A 17,082-nucleotide genomic window follows, 5' to 3' on the forward strand; every position below is an offset into this window, starting at 1 on the left:
GGGACTAGAGCTCATGGCCAGGTCGTCCAGATTCGCCGCGTTCGCGGCCGCCCTGCTCATCGCGGGCCAGATCGCCGGGTTCACGCACCCGGCGGGCGCCGAGCCGGCCGCCGCCACGGCGAAGGCCGCGGCGCTGCCCTCGACCCCGACGAACTACGCCTACGACGCGGCCGGCCGCGTGAAGGGTGTTTCCCAGAGCACGGGTTCGGGCGCCGCCGCGCGGTACAACTACGACGATTCGGGCAACGTCACCTCGATCGACCGCACCGTCGCTTCGGCGCTGTCGGTCTCGAGCTTCGTCCCCGCGCGAGCCGCCGCCGGCGCGAAGGTCACCGTCGCCGGTACCGGGTTCGCCGCCACGGCCGGCGCGAACACCGTCAAGTTCGGCGGGAAGGCCGCCACCGTCACGACGGCGAGCGCCACCTCCCTCGAGGTGACCGTGCCCACGGGCGCGGTCACCGGCCCCGTCACGGTGACGACCACCGCGGGCACCGCGACCAGCCAGCAGTCCTTCACCGTCGACGCGGCCACCGCCGCCCCGGCGGTCACCGGCTTCAGCCCCGCGACCGGCGTCGCCGGCACGACGGTCACCTTGACCGGCACCGGGTTCGCCCCCGTCGCGGCCGACGACACCGTGACGTTCGGCCTCACCCGCGCCCGCGTCACCGCGGCCACGGCCACCAGCCTCACCGTGACCGTCCCGGACGCGGCCACCTCCGGCCGGATCACCGTCGCGACGCCCGGTGGCACCGCCGCGGTGTCGGGCACCGACTTCGTCGTCGTGCCAAGGGGTTACGCCGTCGCCGACGTCGGGTCCGCGGCGACCCTGGCGGTCGACGGCACCGCGGCCACGGTGTCCGTGGCCGCGTCGGGCAAGGTCGCGCTGCTGCGGTTCGCCGGCACGAAGGGCCAGCGGCTGAGCCTCGGGCTCACCGGCTCGACGATCACCACCGAGTACTCGGTCGCCGTCTTCACGCCCTACGGCGCGCCCTTCGCCCGCAACGACTACGACGCGCCGCGCCTGAGCACGTACCTCTACGGCGGTTACGAGCTGCCGCCGCTACCCAGCAGCGGCGTCTACCAGGTGGTCGTCGACCCCAACGCGGCCGGCACCGGCTCGGTGACCGCGACGCTGTCCAGCCGCGTCACCGGCACGCTCGACCCCGCCGGCGCCGGGGTCACCGTGGCCCTCGCCCGGGCGGGGCAGCAGGCGGAGCTGACGCTGCCGGTGACCGCGGGCCAGCACATCGGCGTCGGGTTCAGCGGGTCGACCTTCGCCGCGAGCACCCAGCTCACGCTGTCGGTCAAGGAACCCAACGGCACCCCGCTGCTGTGGAACGCGCAGGGCTCCACGCGCGGCCTGCTCAAGTCCGACGGCGGCGGCGACTACGACTTCGTCCCGAGCCAGACCGGCACCTACACGCTGGTGGTCGGCTCGACGGACGCCACCACCGGCTCGCTGACGGTCACCGCGTCCCCGGCCCTCGAAGCGGGCGCGATCACCCTCGGCGCACCAAAGAACCTCGCCATCTCCCGGCCCGGCCAGGACGCCCGGCTGACCTACGCGGGGGTCGCCGGCCAGCAGCTCAGCCTCGACTTCGACCAGTACACCTTCGGCTACTTCCCCTACCTCACGGTCACCAAGCCGGACGGCTCGGCGCTCTACGCGGGCCCGTCCGGCTACCACGCGGACTTCCCCGCGCTGCCGGTCGACGGCGGCTACCTGATCACGGTGAGCCCGCAGTCCACCACCGGGTCCGCGACGCTGCTGCTGACCACCCGGCAGGACGCGGGCACCCTCACCACCACCGGCCCGGCCGTCACCGTGAACCTCCCGCAGTCGGGGCAGACGGCGTCGCTCGCCTTCACCGCCACGGCCGGCAGCGGGCTGTCGCTCGCCTTCACGAACTGGACGCTGCCCGGGACGGTCCTCGCGCAGGTGATCAAGCCGACGGGAGAGGTCGAGGCGGCCTACGACGTCGGCTCGCTCAGCACGTTCTGGTTCGTGCCCGGGGCTTCCGGCGCGTACCGCCTGCTGCTCACCCCGGACGGGTCCGGCGCCGGTTCCGCCGCCGTGACGCTGTCCGCGGAAACCGCGGGCGGCACCATCGCCGTCGGCACCCCGAAGACGGTTTCGGCGACCCGGCCCGGCCAGACCACCCGGCTGAGCTTCACCGGGACCGCGAACCAGCGGCTCAGCCTGGCTTTCCCGTCCTACGGCTTCACCTACTACCTGGGCGTCATGGTCATCCGGCCGGACGGCGGGCTGCTGCGGAACGGGACGATCACCGCCACGCAGGTCGACCTCGGGCCGCTGCCGGCCGCGGGCACCTACCAGATCGTGGTGTACCCGTTCGCCGAAACCGGTACGGCGCAACTGACCCTGGCCGAACGGACCGACGCCGGCACCGCGACCGTCGGCGGGGCCGCGAAGACGATGACCGTCGCGCAGGCGGGCAAGTACGTCGAAACGTCCTTCACCGCGACGGCGAACCAGCGGCTGTCGATCGGGTTCACCAACTGGACCTTCCCCGCGGCCGGCTACTTCCGCGCCCGCGTGGTCGACGCGAACGGCGTCGAGAGCGCGGACATCCTCGTCTACAAGAGCGGCGCCGTCGACACCAAGGTCGGCGCGGCCGGGACGTACCGGCTGATCCTCGCGCCGGGGGCGAACGCGACCGGCTCGGTTTCGGCGACGCTGTCGCAGCAGCTCGACGGCGGCGCGATCGCCTTCAACACCGCGAAAACCGTGACGATGAGCCGTGCCGGGCAGAGCGTCCGGCTGACGTACGCGGGGACCGCGGGCCAGAACCTCTCGCTCAACTCCACCAGCACCACGCTGCCCTACTACCCGTACGTCGAGGTGCGCAAGCCGGACGGCACGGTGCTGACCCAGCACGCCGGCGCCGCGTCGGTGCCGATCGCGACGCTGCCGGTCACCGGCACCTACGAGATCGTCGTCAGTCCCTACTCCTACACCGGATCGGACACCCTCAAGCTCGTCACGCGGGCCGCGCTGCAGCCGCTCGTCACGCAGCCGTCCGCCCCGCGCGCGACGGCGGCGCCGCCGTTGCCCGGTGTCCCGCGCGCCCTGGCCGAGGGCGGCAAGCCCGCGAACCGGCCGAGGGCGGAGCGGCCCGACACCGGCACGCAGACCAGCCCGGCCGCCGGCGCCTCCTGGGTCCCCGACGCGCGCAACCTGTCGGGCGCCGACTGGACCACCCACCTGCCCCCGGTGACCGGGGACGAAACCCCGGCGCTGCAAGGGAAGCCGGGCTCGACCGCGGTGTCCGGCCGGGTGCGCACCCTGGACGGCCACCCGCTGGCCGGCGTCACCCTGTCCGTCGGCGCGGCCCGCGGGGTGAGCGACGCGCAGGGCCGGTTCCTGCTCGAGGGCGTCACCCCCGGCCACGGCGTGCTGCGGATCGACGGGGCGAGCGCGAGCACCCCGGACCGGCGGTTCGGGCTCTACGACGACGGCGTCGACCTCGTCGCCGGGCGGACCACCGTGCTGCCGTACCCGATCTGGATGACCGCGCTCGACACGAAGCACGTGGTGCGGTTCGCGTCGCCGGCACCGGCCGAAGTGGTCGTCACGACCCCGGCCATCCCCGGGCTGGAGGTGCGGCTGCCGAAGGGCGCCGTCGTGCGCGACAGCGCCGGCAAGGTCGTCACCGAACTCGGCATCACGGCCATCCCGGTGGACCGGCCGCCGTTCCCGCTGCCGAAGTCGAACGTGCCGACGTACTTCACCGTGCAGCCCGGCAGCTCCTACGTCTTCCCGACCGGCGCGCGGGTGATCTACCCGAACTACCCGCACGCCCCGCCCGGCGCGACGATGGACTTCTGGCACTACGACCCGGCCGGGCGCGGCTGGTTCGTCTACGGGCACGGCAAGGTGACCGCGGACGGCAAGCAGGTCGTGCCCGATCCCGGCACCGAGGTCTACCAGTTCACCGGCGCGATGCTCATCGAGCCGGGCGTCGACGCCCCGCCGGACGCCGCGCCGGCCCCCGGCGGCGACACCGTCGGCGGCGATCCCGTCGACCTGGGCAGCGGCCTGCTCAGCGACACCCACACCGACCTCACGGTGTCCGACACGCTGCCGATCGGCGTCACCCGCACCTACCAGCAGGCCGACACCGGGCGCCGCACGTTCGGCGTCGGCACCGGCTCGGACTACGACGTCTACCTCTACGCCCAGCAGCAGTGGATCGACGGGCAGCTGATCCTGCCCGACGGCGCGAAGGTCAAGTACCACCGGATCACCCCCGGCGGCACCGGGCCGACCGACTACCTGACGGCCGCGTTCGCCGCCGACCCGACGCCGACGAAGTACGCCGGCTCGGTGCTGGCCTGGAACGGCAACGGCTTCGACCTCCGGCTGCGCGACGGCACCACGCTGGTGTTCGGCGAAGAGGCGCCGCTGCAGGCGATCCGGGACCGCTTCGGCAACACCGTGACGATCACCCGCGGGCCGGCGCAGGCCGACACCGACGGGCACGTCCGGGCGAAGGGCCCGATCACCCAGGTCACCTCGCCCAACGGGCGCTGGATCAGCTTCGCGCACGACACGGCGAACCGGATCACCCGCGCCGAGGACAACACGGGCCGCGCGGTCGGCTACACCTACGACGCGAGCGGCCGGCTCTCGACGTTCACCGACGCCACCGGCGCGGTCACGACGTACACCTACGACGGGCAGGGCCGGCTCGCGACGGCGAAGGACCCCCGCGGCACCGTCTACCTGACCAACCTCTACGACACCAACGGCCGCGTCAGCAAGCAGACCGTCGCCGGCGGCGGCACCTACCAGTTCGCCTACCTGACCGACTCCGCCGGCAAGGTGACGGAGACCAAGCTGACCGATCCGCGCGGCACCGTCCGCCGGGTCACCTTCAACGCGGCGGGCTACAGCACGTCCGACACCGCCGCGTTCGGCGACGCGCTCGCCCGCACGACGACCATCGCGCGGGACCCGGCCACCAACCTGGTGACCAGCACGACCGACCCGCTCGGGCGGCGCACGGACCTGACCTACGACGCCTTCGGCGACGTCACCGGGACCACCGAGCTGGCCGGGACCGCGGCCGCCCGCACCCGGACCTACGCCTACGCCGGGCCGTTCGGCCAGCTGAGCCAGGCCACCGACCCGCTCGGGCGGGTCACCACGTTCGGCTACGGCGCGAACGGCGCCCCGCGGACCACCACCGACCCGCTGACGCGGGTGACCACTGTGGACACCGACGAGCAGGGCCGGGTCACGAAGGTGACCGATCCCCTCTCGCACGCGACGAGCTACGGCTACCTGCTCGGCGACCCGGTCACGGTGACGGACGCGCTCGGCCGCGTCGCCCGCCGGGTGACCGACGGCACGGGCCGCCCGGTCGCCCAGATCGACCGGGCCGGGGCCGTCACCCGCGCGACCTACGACGCCGACGACCGCGTCCGGTCGATCACCGACCCGCTGGGCCGGGTGACCGCCTACGAGTACGACGCCAACGGGAACCCGGTCAAGCTGACCGACCCGCGCGGCGGCGTCACCGCCTACACCTACGACGCGGCCAACCGGGCGACCACGGAGACGGACCCGCTCAACCGCGTCACGACGACGTCCTACGACACCGAAGGGAACCGGACCGGCCTGACCACCGCCCGGGGCAAAGCGAGCGACTACGCGTTCGACTCGCTCGGCCGCCTGACCCAGGCCCGGTTCGGCGTCTCCGGGAGCACGGCCGAGAGCCAGATCGCCTACGCCTACGACGCGGGCGACCGGGCGACCTCGATCACCGACTCGGCCGGCGGCACCACGACCTTCACCGTCGACGGCTTCGACCGGATCACCCGCGCGGTGAGCCCGCAGGGGCAGCTCGACTACACCTTCGACGCGGCGGACCAGCGCACCGGCCTCACCGTCACCGGCCAGCCGCAGATCACCTACGGCTACGACGCCGACGGCCAGCTCACCCAGCTCCAGCGCGGCACCGACACGGTGACCCTCGGCTACGACGCCGCCGGGCGCCGGAGCGCGGTCACCCTGCCCGACGGCATCGCGCAGAACTACACCTACGACGCCGACGACCGGATCACCGCGATCGGGTACGCCAAGGCGGGCACGGCGCTGGGCGACCTGTCCTACGCCTACGACCCGGCCGGCCGGCTGACCCAGGCGGGCGGCAGCTACGCCCGCGGCGACGTCCCGGCGGCCTACGGGCCCGCCGTCTACGACGCGGCGAACCAGCTGACCAGCCTGGCCGGGGTCGCCCGGACCTACGACGCCGACGGGAACCCCACCTCGGACGGCACCACGAGCTACGTCTGGGACGCGCGCGGGCAGCTGGCGTCGTCGGCCAAGGCCGGGGTGAGCACCACCTACGCCTACGACGGTCTCGGCCGCCGCACCGGCAAGACCACCGTCGGCGTGACCACCGGGTACCTGTTCGACGGGCTCAACGTCGTCCAGGAGCTCACCGGCGGGACGCCCAGCGCGAACCTGCTCACCGGCGGTGTCGACGAGGTCTTCGCCCGGACGTCCGGGGGCACCACCCGCTCGCTGCTCACCGACCGGCTCGGCAGCACGATCGCCGTCGCCGACGGCGCGGGGACGGTCACCGGCGAGTACACCTACCAGCCGTTCGGGGCCACCACGCTGACCGGCGACGACGGCGGCAACCCGACCCGCTTCACCGGCCGGGACGACGAGGGCAACGGCCTGTACCAGTACCGCTCGCGGTACTACTCGACCACCGACCAGCGCTTCCTCAGCCAGGATTCGCTGGGCTTCGGCGGCGGCGACACCAACCTGTACGCCTACGTCGGCGACGCCCCGACGACGTTCGTCGACCCGCTGGGCACGTCGGCGAAGCCGGCCATCCCGGAGAAGCCGCGGCGCATCGCGCTCGGCGACGGCACCTTCCAGTACCCGGACGGCTCGATCCGGGACCACGCCGGGCACTTCGTCGGCACCACCGGGGCGCGGCCGGGCTCGCAGGCGGAAGCGGACGTCTGGGACCGGCTCGAAGAGCTGGGCTACGAGGTGATCCGCGAGCCGGTGACGGTCACCGGCAACGACGGCCAGACCCGGATCTTCGACGGCGCCATCGTGCGGCCCGACGACGGCAGGCTCATCGGCATCGAGGTCAAGAGCGGCACGGCCCGGCTGACCCCGGAGCAGCGGGCGTTCGACACCTGGCTCAACACGACACCGGGTGCGGAAGCCGTCGGCGTCGGTAGGCATGTGGGCCGGCAGGTGGTAGGTGTGTACCAGTGGAACGTCCCATGACGAGCGACGGCGGTCCCCTCGACCGCGCGACAGCGGCGGCCTGGACCCGCGAGGTGCTGGCGGCCCGGCTGGACGAGCCGTTGCGGGCCGAGGGCTTCACGCGGCCGGCGAAGAGCATCGCCTACACGCGGAAGATCGACGGCGGCAAGCAGCGGATCGACTTCGACCTGGTGATGCGCCCGCGGTACGCCAAGGACGCCGTGCAGCTCACGCTGTTCACCTCGCTGCTGCTGCCGGAGGTGGGCGCGAAGGCCGCCGAGCTGCGGGGCGAGCCCTTCGTCCGGGGTAAGCCGGACCTGGTCCAGCGCGAGCTGCTGGGCACGCTGGTGCGCAACCCGCCGGTGCTCACCTTCCGCACGCCCGCCGAGCTGGCCGCCCACGTGCCGACGATCGAGGGGTACCTGCGGACCGGCGTCCTGCCGCACCTCGACGCCCGGCGCACGGTGCGGGCCTTCGCCGAGCCGAAGGCCGAGGTCATCACCCGGCTCGGCGGCAATGACGGCCAGTGGGGCGCCGAACCCGTCGTCGTCGCGGCCGCGTTCCTGGTGCTGGGCGAGCCCGAGCGGGCGAAGGAGCTGCTGACGACCGCGTACCCACCGGACTCGCCGTCGCGCCCGAGGTACGAGCACGTGCTAGCCGCCGTGGGCTGTTGACCAGCGTGCGGCGGCGAACCGTGCTGGCGGGCGCCGGCCTGCTCGGCGTGGCGGCCTGCGCGCCCGCGCCTGCGGCCCCGGCGCCGCCGGTCCCCCACCAGCCGGGCGTGGTGACGGCACCGCCCGCGGCCGCCGTCTTCGCCGCGTTCGACGTGGTTTCCGGAACGCCGGAGGCGATCTTCCGGGCCCTGACCCCCGGGACGCGCGCGACCGACGCCGAGGTCACCATCGCGGTCGGCGCGTCGCTGTTCGACGGCCGGTTCGGCCTGGCGAAGCGCGCACCGCGGCGGCTGGGCGCGATGCCCGCGTTCCCGAACGACGTCCTGGATCCCGCGCTGTGCCACGGAGATCTGCTCCTGCAGGTGGCTTCGCACGACGCACGGACCGCCGACGCCGCCCTGCGCCGCGCGCTCGCACCGGTGGGCGGCGCGCTGCGCCCGCGCTGGCGGATCGACGGCTTCCGCGAGGAGAACACGACCACCACCGACGGCCGCGCGGCGACCCGGGACCTGTTCGGGTTCCGCGAGGGCGAAGGCAATCCGGACGTGCGCGACCCAGCCGTCGCCGCGAGGTTCGTCTGGGCGGACGACGGCGAGCCGGCCTGGGCCGCGGGCGGCACCTACCAGGTAGTGCGCCGGATCCGCTTCTCACCGGCACTGTGGGACGCCGAACCGACAGCCCGCCAGGAGGCGGTAATCGGCCGCCGCAAAACGGACGGCGCCCCACTGGGCCACGACCGCGAGGACGCCACGTTCGATTACGCGGCCGACCCGTCCGGGCAAGTGGTCGCCCTGGACTCCCACATCCGGCGGGCGAACCCGCGAACCCCGGAGACAGAGCCGAACCGCATCCTGCGCCGCGGCTACTCATTCCGCACGAACCCGACCCCGACCACCGACCGCGACGAGGGAATCGTATTCGTCTGCTTCCAGCGCGACGTCGAGACGGGTTTCGCGACGGTGCAACGCCGCCTGGCCGGCCAGGCCCTGGACAAGTACGTACTCCCGGTAGGCGGCGGGTATTTCTTCGTCCTACCGGGCACCACAGCCGCCCCAGACGACTACATCGGCCGCACCCTCGTTCAGGCACCGTAACCCGGCGAAGCCGGCCTGGGCCGGAATGCCCCCGGGATCGAACGCCGATCCTGAGCCATCGCGGTGTGACACGGGCAGAACCGACGTTCGTTCATGCGGCGAGGTGCTGCAGGGTCACCGGACGACCCGGAACCACACGCGCGGCCGGCGCCGCGAGCCACCCGCCTCCAGCGAGGACGATTCGTCCCCGTCGCCGAGGGAAGATCTCACCTTGAGCGCGCCGGATCTCGACTCGACCGAAGTCGACTTTAGTCAATTTGTCAGATCAGTTTACGGCCCAGGATCGCAAACACTTCGATCTCCGCTTCGAATGCGTATGCTGCGGTCTTGACCGCGTTGGGCATGACGTGCCGATCGAACTTGCTGTCGTCGTCAAGCGCGAACCGTGCGTCACGGAGCGCGCGGTCGGCATTGCGCACGATCCCCGCCTGGGGAGCGAGCTCATCCGGTCCGTGTAGCTGCAACAGGAGAAGTTGCTGTCGCAGCTCGGTGCGATGCGAGAAGTACTGCTCCTCGATGCTACGAACCTCACTGCTGTCGACTTCGATTCCGCCGATCTCCTGCATACGATGCCGCACATTCAAGGCAAAGACGTGTGAGCGCATCGCGGCTGCAGTTCTGATAAACGATGAACATAGTTCGGTGCGGTCTTGACGGCGTTTTACTCGGCTGGCCGCAACCGCTTTGACGGGCTCAAGGAGCACACCAAGAGCCACACCCCCAAGCGCGAAAAGCCCTGTGATCAGCGAGGTCAGCATATGGCCAAGTGTGCCGACAGGCCGCTCATGCCAGTCCGGTACGACTACTTCGTCATAGTCTCGTTGTGAAGCAACGATTCCAGGTCCCGCTCGCGGCCTCACTGACAGCACCACGTCGCCAGCGCCGGCGCCAGCGACCCGCCCAGGCCCGGCCCACTGACACACCGCGCTCTCCCAGCACCCTGACACCCGCGGCATCCGGGTCGGGTTCCTCAGCCGGCACCCCTCACCGTCATCGGCGACGGCACCACACCGCCCGCCACCCGGGCACCGATCCAGGTTGCCGGCCTACCGGCCGAGCTGAGCATCAACCATCGGCAGCCCACGACGCCCGGCGCGTTCCTGCCGATCCTGGTACCCGGGTTCCCACTCGACGTTCACCTGGCGCAGCGACCAAGGCAGATCCCCCATCCGCGGCCGCTCGCAGGGCACGCCGATGAGCTTCACCAGCTTCTCGCTCCCGGGGAAGGCGAGCGGATCCTGTTGACGTTCGCGAGTGGCGGAAGTGGTCTGTGCCATGCCCATGGTCACACGGGGGGGGGGTAAGGGCAGGACCTGCATTTGCAGTCTCACCAGGGAACACTCGGATCGGTAGCACGGCTGGGCCGAACGAGTGGCGTGGAAACAGCCGAGCGGACGGTTGCCGCTGTTCACCGGACAAGGCATACGTACAGTCAACTGCCCTGCGCGGATCGTCATCCTTCAGGCGGCAGACAAACTCCGGGAAATCCGGTGAGTTGGAAGGCGGTGCATCACTGCAAACGCACAAGGGGACGGGGAAGACCATGGAGCTCAGAGACGCGTTGGAAAAGCTCTTGCAGAGCTCTCATGTGGCGATTCACTCCACCGCAGAGCTGTCCGGAGCCGTAGCCCGCTACATCGCGAAACAGGACAAGAAGCGTTCCGAAGACGAAAAACCGGAGGTGCTGCGCAAACCTGCCCTCGGGCCCGTCCCTGCAGCCGAACACCTAAGCGGCTTCACGATCACGCCGTGGGAGTTGCTGCAGACGTTCGGCCGCGCGACCACGCTGTCCGGGCAAAACCCGTCGCGCGGCCTCTCCCAGCATTGGAACTGCTTGCGTTACCTCACCACGCTGGAAGCTCATGGCGGCCGGATGGCACTCTCACCCGACGGACACGACCCGAGGTATCACCGCAAGGGCGTACAAGCGCAGGAACTCGGTGCAGCGTTCGCGCTGACCGCGGCGCGGAAGATCTTGCAGCGAAGGCATTCCGGGTACCGATTCGAGCCCGTCGACGTGGACCTCGCACTCGACGCAGGCTGGGCACTGCGGGGTCAAGGTGCGGAGGCGAAGGGTTCACGACGGAGCAGACCTGGGCATTTTCTCGTTGGCAAGAAAGCCGGTGAGCCCTTGCGCATCGCGCTGGTCGACGGACGCGGGTCACACGGCCAGCCCAGCGCGCAGCACAATCAGCTGATGGCCTCGGCCGAGCGGGTCCAAGTGATCGCACTCGGCGATGGGCGCGGCAGTGCCGATCCGCTACCGAGCCTGCTGATGTCGACAGCTTTCGTCGCGGAAGGCGGGATCGAGATACGCCTGCTCGATCCCGTGGGCGGCGGTGTACTCGCCGAACCAGGCAAGCCCTCTCCCGACCCGTACGGCCTGGTGCAGGAGGAAAACTTCTTCCCGGACATCCAGACCGTCGATGCACAGGGCCAGACCTCGAGCCGTCCCGGTTTCCACATCACATCGGACAGGTTCGAGTGGTTTTCACGTGTGTTGGTCCGCGCAAGCGCTGCAGCACTCCTGACTTTCGTCGGCGATCGTGACAACGCGTACAAGTACCTGACCGTGCGGCAGCAACGGCGACTGGGCGCCGATCACTCTCCGCAGGCGGTCAACGCGGAATGTGACGTTCGCGTCGAACTCGGCGGGATCGAATTCGTCGGTACCGACCACGTCTTCCGGTTCGCACGTGAGCGAGTCGAGGTCTTCTCGGCGATGCCGAAAGAACTGCACGAGATCCTCAAGACGGGTGACGGCGCCCGGGACTACGCGGAGAAAATGCCGGAGGTGGTCACCGAGTGCAGGAGGCGCTGGGCGGCGGTACAGCGGGACTGGACGGGAATCATAACCATGGATGGTGATGGAGCGGTCATGGCGCTCCGCGTCCTGAAGAGCGAAGGGAGGATACTCGAAGCGATCCCCGAACCGCAGGAAGGACCCGCATGAAGCACAAAGGCCTCCTCGCGGTAGTGGATATTCGCGGTCGAAGTGGTACTTGGTGGTGAAGGTGACCCAGTCGACGACGTGACGGTAGCAGCCCGGGGTTGAAGGTCTCGTCCCAGACGAAGAAGACGGAGTCACCGGTCGCCGTCTTGGCCACGGGACCGTTGGCCAACGGGAAGAACTCCCCACCTCCGCACTCCGCGGGCACCGGCTGGATTCCGTCCTAGGTTCCCCACTGGTTGAAGTACGCGATCTGATCGGGGATGAAGTACCTGAAGCCAATTCTTGCGCCACAAGGTACTACTGACGCGTCAAATGGTTTCGGAATTCCCGTCCGGCCGCGGACCGTCCACTGTGGTCGCTCGCGAACCGACGCTCACTGAGCTGGTGGCTCGGCGAGCAGTGCGTGGCCCGCCTGGGTGGTCAGCCAGGTGGTCGCTCTTTGCCAGGACCAGCCTCGTGTTCGGAGGTCTCGCCATGGGCGGAAACCGAAGTGGAACCAGAGGATGTCCGACGCTGTCGCGATGTCGACCCCCTCGCGGAGTTCGCCCAGGGCAGCTATGCGGGACGCTGCTTCGGCGAGTCTGTCGGCGTACGCCGTTTCGGCGCTCTCCACCGCCTCGGTTAACAGCGGCTCGGTGCCCGCGTTGTCGTACAGCGCGCCCAGCAGCCATGCGCGGTCGCGGAAGACTGTTGCGGTGCCCTCCGCGACTTCGGCGATGACCTCTCGGCCGGACCGGGCGGTGTTCAGCCTGCGCAGGGAATCGTCGATCTGGTCGTTGTTCGCGGCTTCGCGGATCAGCTCGATCAGCAGCTGCGGCTTGCCGCCGACGCTCGTGTAGACGGTGTTGACCGCCACCTCCGCGCGCGTGGCGATCTCCGCCAGCGTTGCCCCGACGTAGCCCCGCTCCTCGAACAGGGCTAGTGCGGCCGCGAGCACGGCGCGGCGGGTTTCCGCCGCCGCGGACGTCCGCCTGGCGGACTTGTAGGGGCGCGTCACGTCACTCAGCGTACTTCACCGTCATGCGTCACATTGACTGGAACGCATTACTATCATTAGATGAGGCTACGCCGGATCAGCGCGGTCCGGTCCGAGGAGGGAACCGTGACCACCAGCACCGAGCTGCAGTCCGCGATCGACGTCTTCCGGGTCCTGGTGACCGGCGATCCCGATCTCGCGCGGTCGGTGGCCGCGCCGGCGTTCGTCAACCGGGAGGCCGCGGTCGCCCCGCCCGCCTGCTCGGTGCCGGGGCCCGGCGCGCTGCTCGCCTCGGGTGCCTGGATGCGCGCCGCCTTCGACGACCTGCGGTTCCCGGTGCTCGACGCGGGTTTCGACGCCGGGGTCGCCTGGGTCCGGCTGCGGATGCAGGGGGTGCAGAACCGGCCGTTCGTCCGCTTCCGGGACGGCAAGCCCGACAAGATCCTGCCCGCCACCGGCCGGGCCATGGACTTCGAGCAGATCCACGTGCTGCGCGTCGGCCCGGACGGCGTCACGAATCACGAGGCGGTGCGGGACGACCTGACCATGCTCAGCCAGCTCGGCGCGTTCCCGCCGAAGCCGGCCGTGCTCCTGGCGATGGCCCGCGGGAAGCTGACCGGCTCGTCCCGCCGCGCGGCGGAGTCGGTGGCCCGGGCCGCGGCGGAAGCCGGCCGGCTGGGCTGAGCAACGCCCGTGATCCCGGCGCGTTCGAATGCGGTGGGCCGCCCGATATTCGAAAGCCGCGGGAAATGACCGCCCACCTGCGGTGAGCCGATTCGGTCGACGCTAAGGTCACCCGTCACGACTGACGCTCCCGGAAGGACACTCCCGCTCCATGAACGATCAAAACTCGACGTCCGTCTTCGGCCTCGGCATCGGGTTCGGTTCCGGCCTGATCTTCGCTGTGCTCACGATCATCGCGCTGTGGAAGGTGTTCACCAAAGCCGGGCGGCCCGGCTGGGCGGCGATCATCCCGATTTACAACGCCTACATCCTGCTGAAGATCGCCGGCCGCTCCGGGTGGTGGCTGCTCCTGCTGCTGATCCCGGTGGTCAACCTGGTCGTGGCGATCATCGTCTCGATCGACGTCGCGAAGGCGTTCGGCAAGAGCGGGGTTTTCGGGTTCTTCGGGCTGTTCGTGTTCTCCATCATCGGCTACCTGATTCTCGCCTTCGGCGGGGCGCGCTACACCGGTCCGGCCGCCGCCGGCGGGCCCGACGTCCAGCGGGGATAGGATTTCGGTTCCGGCATTGTCGGTACATTTCCGGGACCAGCGCCGCTCCCAATGTGCCATTCTGGGCCCATGGGGAGAACGGGACCGCTCGGCTTTCTCGGGGCCGACGCGCTGGTGAAACTGCTCGGTGCGCTGTGCCTGCGGCCGCGATTCGGGGATCGGCCGCGGAAACTCGACGAACAGTGCGAGTGGACGGACTACCAGGACGAGCGGTCCGAACGGCGCGGTTTGCCGATGGTGTGCCTGGTCCGGCCACCGGAAAGCGCCGATGTGCTGGCCGCCGTCGCGGATCGGCTCAAGACCGCGAAACCGCAGGGCAGCATCCGGTACGCGCGGCCCGGGCTCGCCGAGCACGAGGACCGGGACGAGGCGGGGCCCGCGACGGCGGACTCCGTCACCGTCGTCCGGGACGTCCTGCGGGAGGCGCGCAAGGAGCTCGGCGACAGCGCGACCGCGCACACCAGCCGGCTGCCGTTCCCGCTGTTCGACCTCGTCTACTGGCTGATGCTGCAGGACTACGACGGCCGCGACGATCCCGACGGGGTGCTGCGGCGGGCCATCCGGCGGATCAGCCTCGCCGAGCGGTTCAGCTCGTCCGCCGAGGACGCGGTCAAGCAGCTGCCGGAGAACCAGGGCATCTGGAAGGTCTTCTCGCTGCTCGTGCGCGGGCTGACCCTGCTGACCTTCCGGATCGCCGTCACCGGGCGCGTCCCGCTGCTGTCCGGCCGGTACCGCTGGTTCCTCCGGCAGCCGCACCTGGCGCCGGAGATGTCCGGCAGCTTCGTGCGGTTCGCGCGGCGGCTCACCGAGGGGCAGTGGCAGGAGGAGGCGCCCGAATACGTCTGCCGGCTGCTGCTCAACGCCTTCCTCGAGGACCTGCGGCGCGCCTACCGGCTGCGGCCGTGGCGGGTGTGGCGGCGGCGCCGGATGACGTACCCGGTGCTGCTGCTGGACGAGGTGAGCGTCGGCAACGGCGGTTACCGCCTGCTGGAGCTGGTCAACTCGGTCCGCAACCAGGTCGGCCTGTTCGACCCGCTGCTGGTGGTCAGCGCCAGCCCGGCGCCGCCGCCGGACGCGGTGCCGACCTCGCGCCGCCCGCAGTTCCAGGCGGAGCAGGCGCGCGCGGCCTACGTGGCCTGGCAGAACCAGCTCGAACGCGACCGCCGTGAACGGCAGCCGACCGCGTGGTACCTGCCGATCGGCGTCCGGCCGCCCGCCGACGCCGACGAGCCGAAGGTCCAGCAGATGCTGCAGACCCTCGGCAGCGACTACCGGTTCCGCCGGCAGGTCCGCCCGCCGTGGTGGGCGAGCCGGTGGACGCGGATCGGCGTGCCGGTCGTCGTGGTGGCGCTGGTCGCCGGGTTCATCGCCTACCGCAGTCACAACACCTACGCCGAGCACTGCGGTTCGGACAACCCCTGGCTGACCTGGACCGGCAGCGAGTGCGTCGGCACCACGGACGGCGCCCAGGACCTCTTCCAGCCGTCGGACGCGACGATCCGGCAGGTCGAAGCGGTGGTGCTGGACCAGAACCACCGCGCGGAGAAGCTGCACGAGGCCCACCCGGAGCGGCCGTACATCACGCTCGTCGCGCTGGAGGCGCTGACGTCGTCCAACAACCTCGCGGAGGGGCTGACCAGCGAGCGCGAATCGCTGGAGGGCTTCGCGGTCGCCCAATTGCGGCAGCTGAACGCCCCGGGGTCGGCCGACCCGATCGTCCGGCTGCTCATCGCCAACGCCGGCCGCGACATGCGCCAGGGCGTGCGGGTGGCGAACCAGCTGCGGCAGCAGGCCGAGCAGGACCGCAGCATCGTCGGGGTGGTCGGGCTGGACCTGAGCAGCCAGCCGACGCAGCAGACCATCGCCGCGCTGACCAACGCCGGGCTGCCGATGGTCGCCTCGACGCTGTCCGCCGACCCGCTGGCCGACCTGAACCCGATGCACTTCCAGGTCACGCCGCAGAACCGGCGCGAGGCCGCGGTGGCGGCCGGGTTCGTCGAGCAGCTGCCGGGGCCGCGCGTGATCCGCGTCTACTACTCCGACGACGACGCCGACGTCTACAGCACCAACCTGCGCGACGACACGCTGAAGTCGTTCCGGGACAAGGGTTTCCAGGTCGAGGCGCGGGCGTTCACGCCGGACGGCGGCCCCGGCGGGCCGCCGTCCCACCTGCGGTACGGCGAGACGCTGGTGGGCAACGCCGGCGCGGCGGGCCGCGACACCTGTTCCTACGACGGCTTCGTGTTCTTCGCCGGCCGGGGCGTCCCCGACTTCGGCCAGTTCATCAGCAGCGCGGCGCTGTGCGGCAGCCGGGCCACCGTGATCGGCGACGACGACGTCACGCGGTTCGTCGCCGACCAGGGCGAACGCCAGCGCAACCGCGCGCTGCCGTACTACTTCATGTCGTTCGCCACCGCGCCGGTCACCGAGCCGCGGGGCGCGGCGCTCGACTTCTACACGACGCTGGACCAGACGCTGTTCCCGTTCGAGCGGACGCCGGAGGGCCGCTCGTACGACGGCCACGCCGCGCTCGCCTACGACGCCGCGCAGGTGATGATCGTCGCGGCGGCGTACCTGCGGGAGACCGCCGCCGAGATCCCGGTGACGCCGGGGGCGATCTGGCGCGAGATCACCGCCATCCACACCTCGCGCCCGGACGGCAAGCAGGTCAACAAGTACCTCGAAGGCGTCACCGGCATCATCGACTACGGCGGCGACATCAGCCGGAACGTGCCGCAGAACAAGCCGGTCGCGGTGATGGGGGTGGCCGGCGGCGAGGTCGACAAGTCGGTGCACGGCTTCTGCGGCGCCGCCAACGGCCCGACGTCCGACACCTGGTGCCCGCCCGATCCCTGAGCCAAAGGTCCAGACATCGGTTCTTTACGTGATG

General features: G+C 70.9%; 10 protein-coding genes. 7 read left to right on the top strand and 3 right to left on the bottom strand.

What is annotated here, in order from left to right:
* Positions 1-13: 13 nt before the first annotated feature.
* The 3 genes from OHS58_RS26840 to OHS58_RS26850 are packed head-to-tail and all read left to right on the top strand — an operon-like array spanning position 14 to position 9,029.
* Positions 14-7,282, top strand: coding sequence for an RHS repeat-associated core domain-containing protein (locus OHS58_RS26840; protein ID WP_328644404.1), 7,269 nt, complete (start codon positions 14-16; stop codon positions 7,280-7,282).
* Positions 7,279-7,935, top strand: a complete 657-nt coding sequence (locus tag OHS58_RS26845; RefSeq protein WP_247056338.1) for a hypothetical protein — start codon at positions 7,279-7,281, stop codon at positions 7,933-7,935. Before OHS58_RS26840 ends, OHS58_RS26845 begins: the two co-directional genes overlap by 4 nt.
* 5 nt (positions 7,936-7,940) lie before the next feature.
* Positions 7,941-9,029, top strand: a complete 1,089-nt coding sequence (locus tag OHS58_RS26850) for a Dyp-type peroxidase (RefSeq protein ID WP_328649864.1) — start codon at positions 7,941-7,943, stop codon at positions 9,027-9,029.
* A gap of 260 nt (positions 9,030-9,289) precedes the next feature.
* On the opposite strand, the gene OHS58_RS26855 is transcribed toward OHS58_RS26850, so the two are convergent.
* Positions 9,290-9,787, bottom strand: coding sequence for a hypothetical protein (locus tag OHS58_RS26855; protein WP_328644405.1), 498 nt, complete (start codon positions 9,785-9,787; stop codon positions 9,290-9,292).
* Positions 9,788-10,075: 288 nt separating this feature from the next.
* On the bottom strand, positions 10,076-10,312 hold the full coding sequence (locus OHS58_RS26860; protein ID WP_328644406.1) for a hypothetical protein: 237 nt from the start codon (positions 10,310-10,312) through the stop codon (positions 10,076-10,078).
* 260 nt (positions 10,313-10,572) lie between these two features.
* On the opposite strand from OHS58_RS26860, the gene OHS58_RS26865 reads away from it, so the two are divergent.
* Positions 10,573-11,982, top strand: a complete 1,410-nt coding sequence (locus OHS58_RS26865) for a hypothetical protein (protein ID WP_328644407.1) — start codon at positions 10,573-10,575, stop codon at positions 11,980-11,982.
* A gap of 373 nt (positions 11,983-12,355) precedes the next feature.
* Here the strand turns inward: OHS58_RS26865 and OHS58_RS26870 are convergent, their stop codons facing one another.
* Complete coding sequence (locus OHS58_RS26870; protein WP_326943789.1) at positions 12,356-12,979, bottom strand: TetR/AcrR family transcriptional regulator; 624 nt, start codon at positions 12,977-12,979, stop codon at positions 12,356-12,358.
* Positions 12,980-13,084: 105 nt separating this feature from the next.
* Here OHS58_RS26870 and OHS58_RS26875 point away from each other — a divergent pair, with 105 nt between their 5' ends.
* The 3 genes from OHS58_RS26875 to OHS58_RS26885 all read left to right on the top strand — a co-directional run bounded on the left by OHS58_RS26875 (position 13,085) and on the right by OHS58_RS26885 (position 17,048).
* Positions 13,085-13,642, top strand: coding sequence for an ester cyclase (locus OHS58_RS26875; RefSeq protein WP_328644408.1), 558 nt, complete (start codon positions 13,085-13,087; stop codon positions 13,640-13,642).
* Between the two features lie 151 nt (positions 13,643-13,793).
* On the top strand, positions 13,794-14,192 hold the full coding sequence (locus tag OHS58_RS26880) for a DUF5684 domain-containing protein (RefSeq protein WP_326958782.1): 399 nt from the start codon (positions 13,794-13,796) through the stop codon (positions 14,190-14,192).
* Positions 14,193-14,261: 69 nt separating this feature from the next.
* Positions 14,262-17,048 (top strand): hypothetical protein, encoded by a 2,787-nt coding sequence (locus OHS58_RS26885; RefSeq protein ID WP_328644409.1) that lies wholly within the window; start codon positions 14,262-14,264, stop codon positions 17,046-17,048.
* Positions 17,049-17,082 lie beyond the last annotated feature (34 nt).

Source organism: Amycolatopsis sp. NBC_00348, from assembly GCF_036114655.1.
Taxonomy (GTDB): Bacteria; Actinomycetota; Actinomycetes; order Mycobacteriales; family Pseudonocardiaceae; genus Amycolatopsis.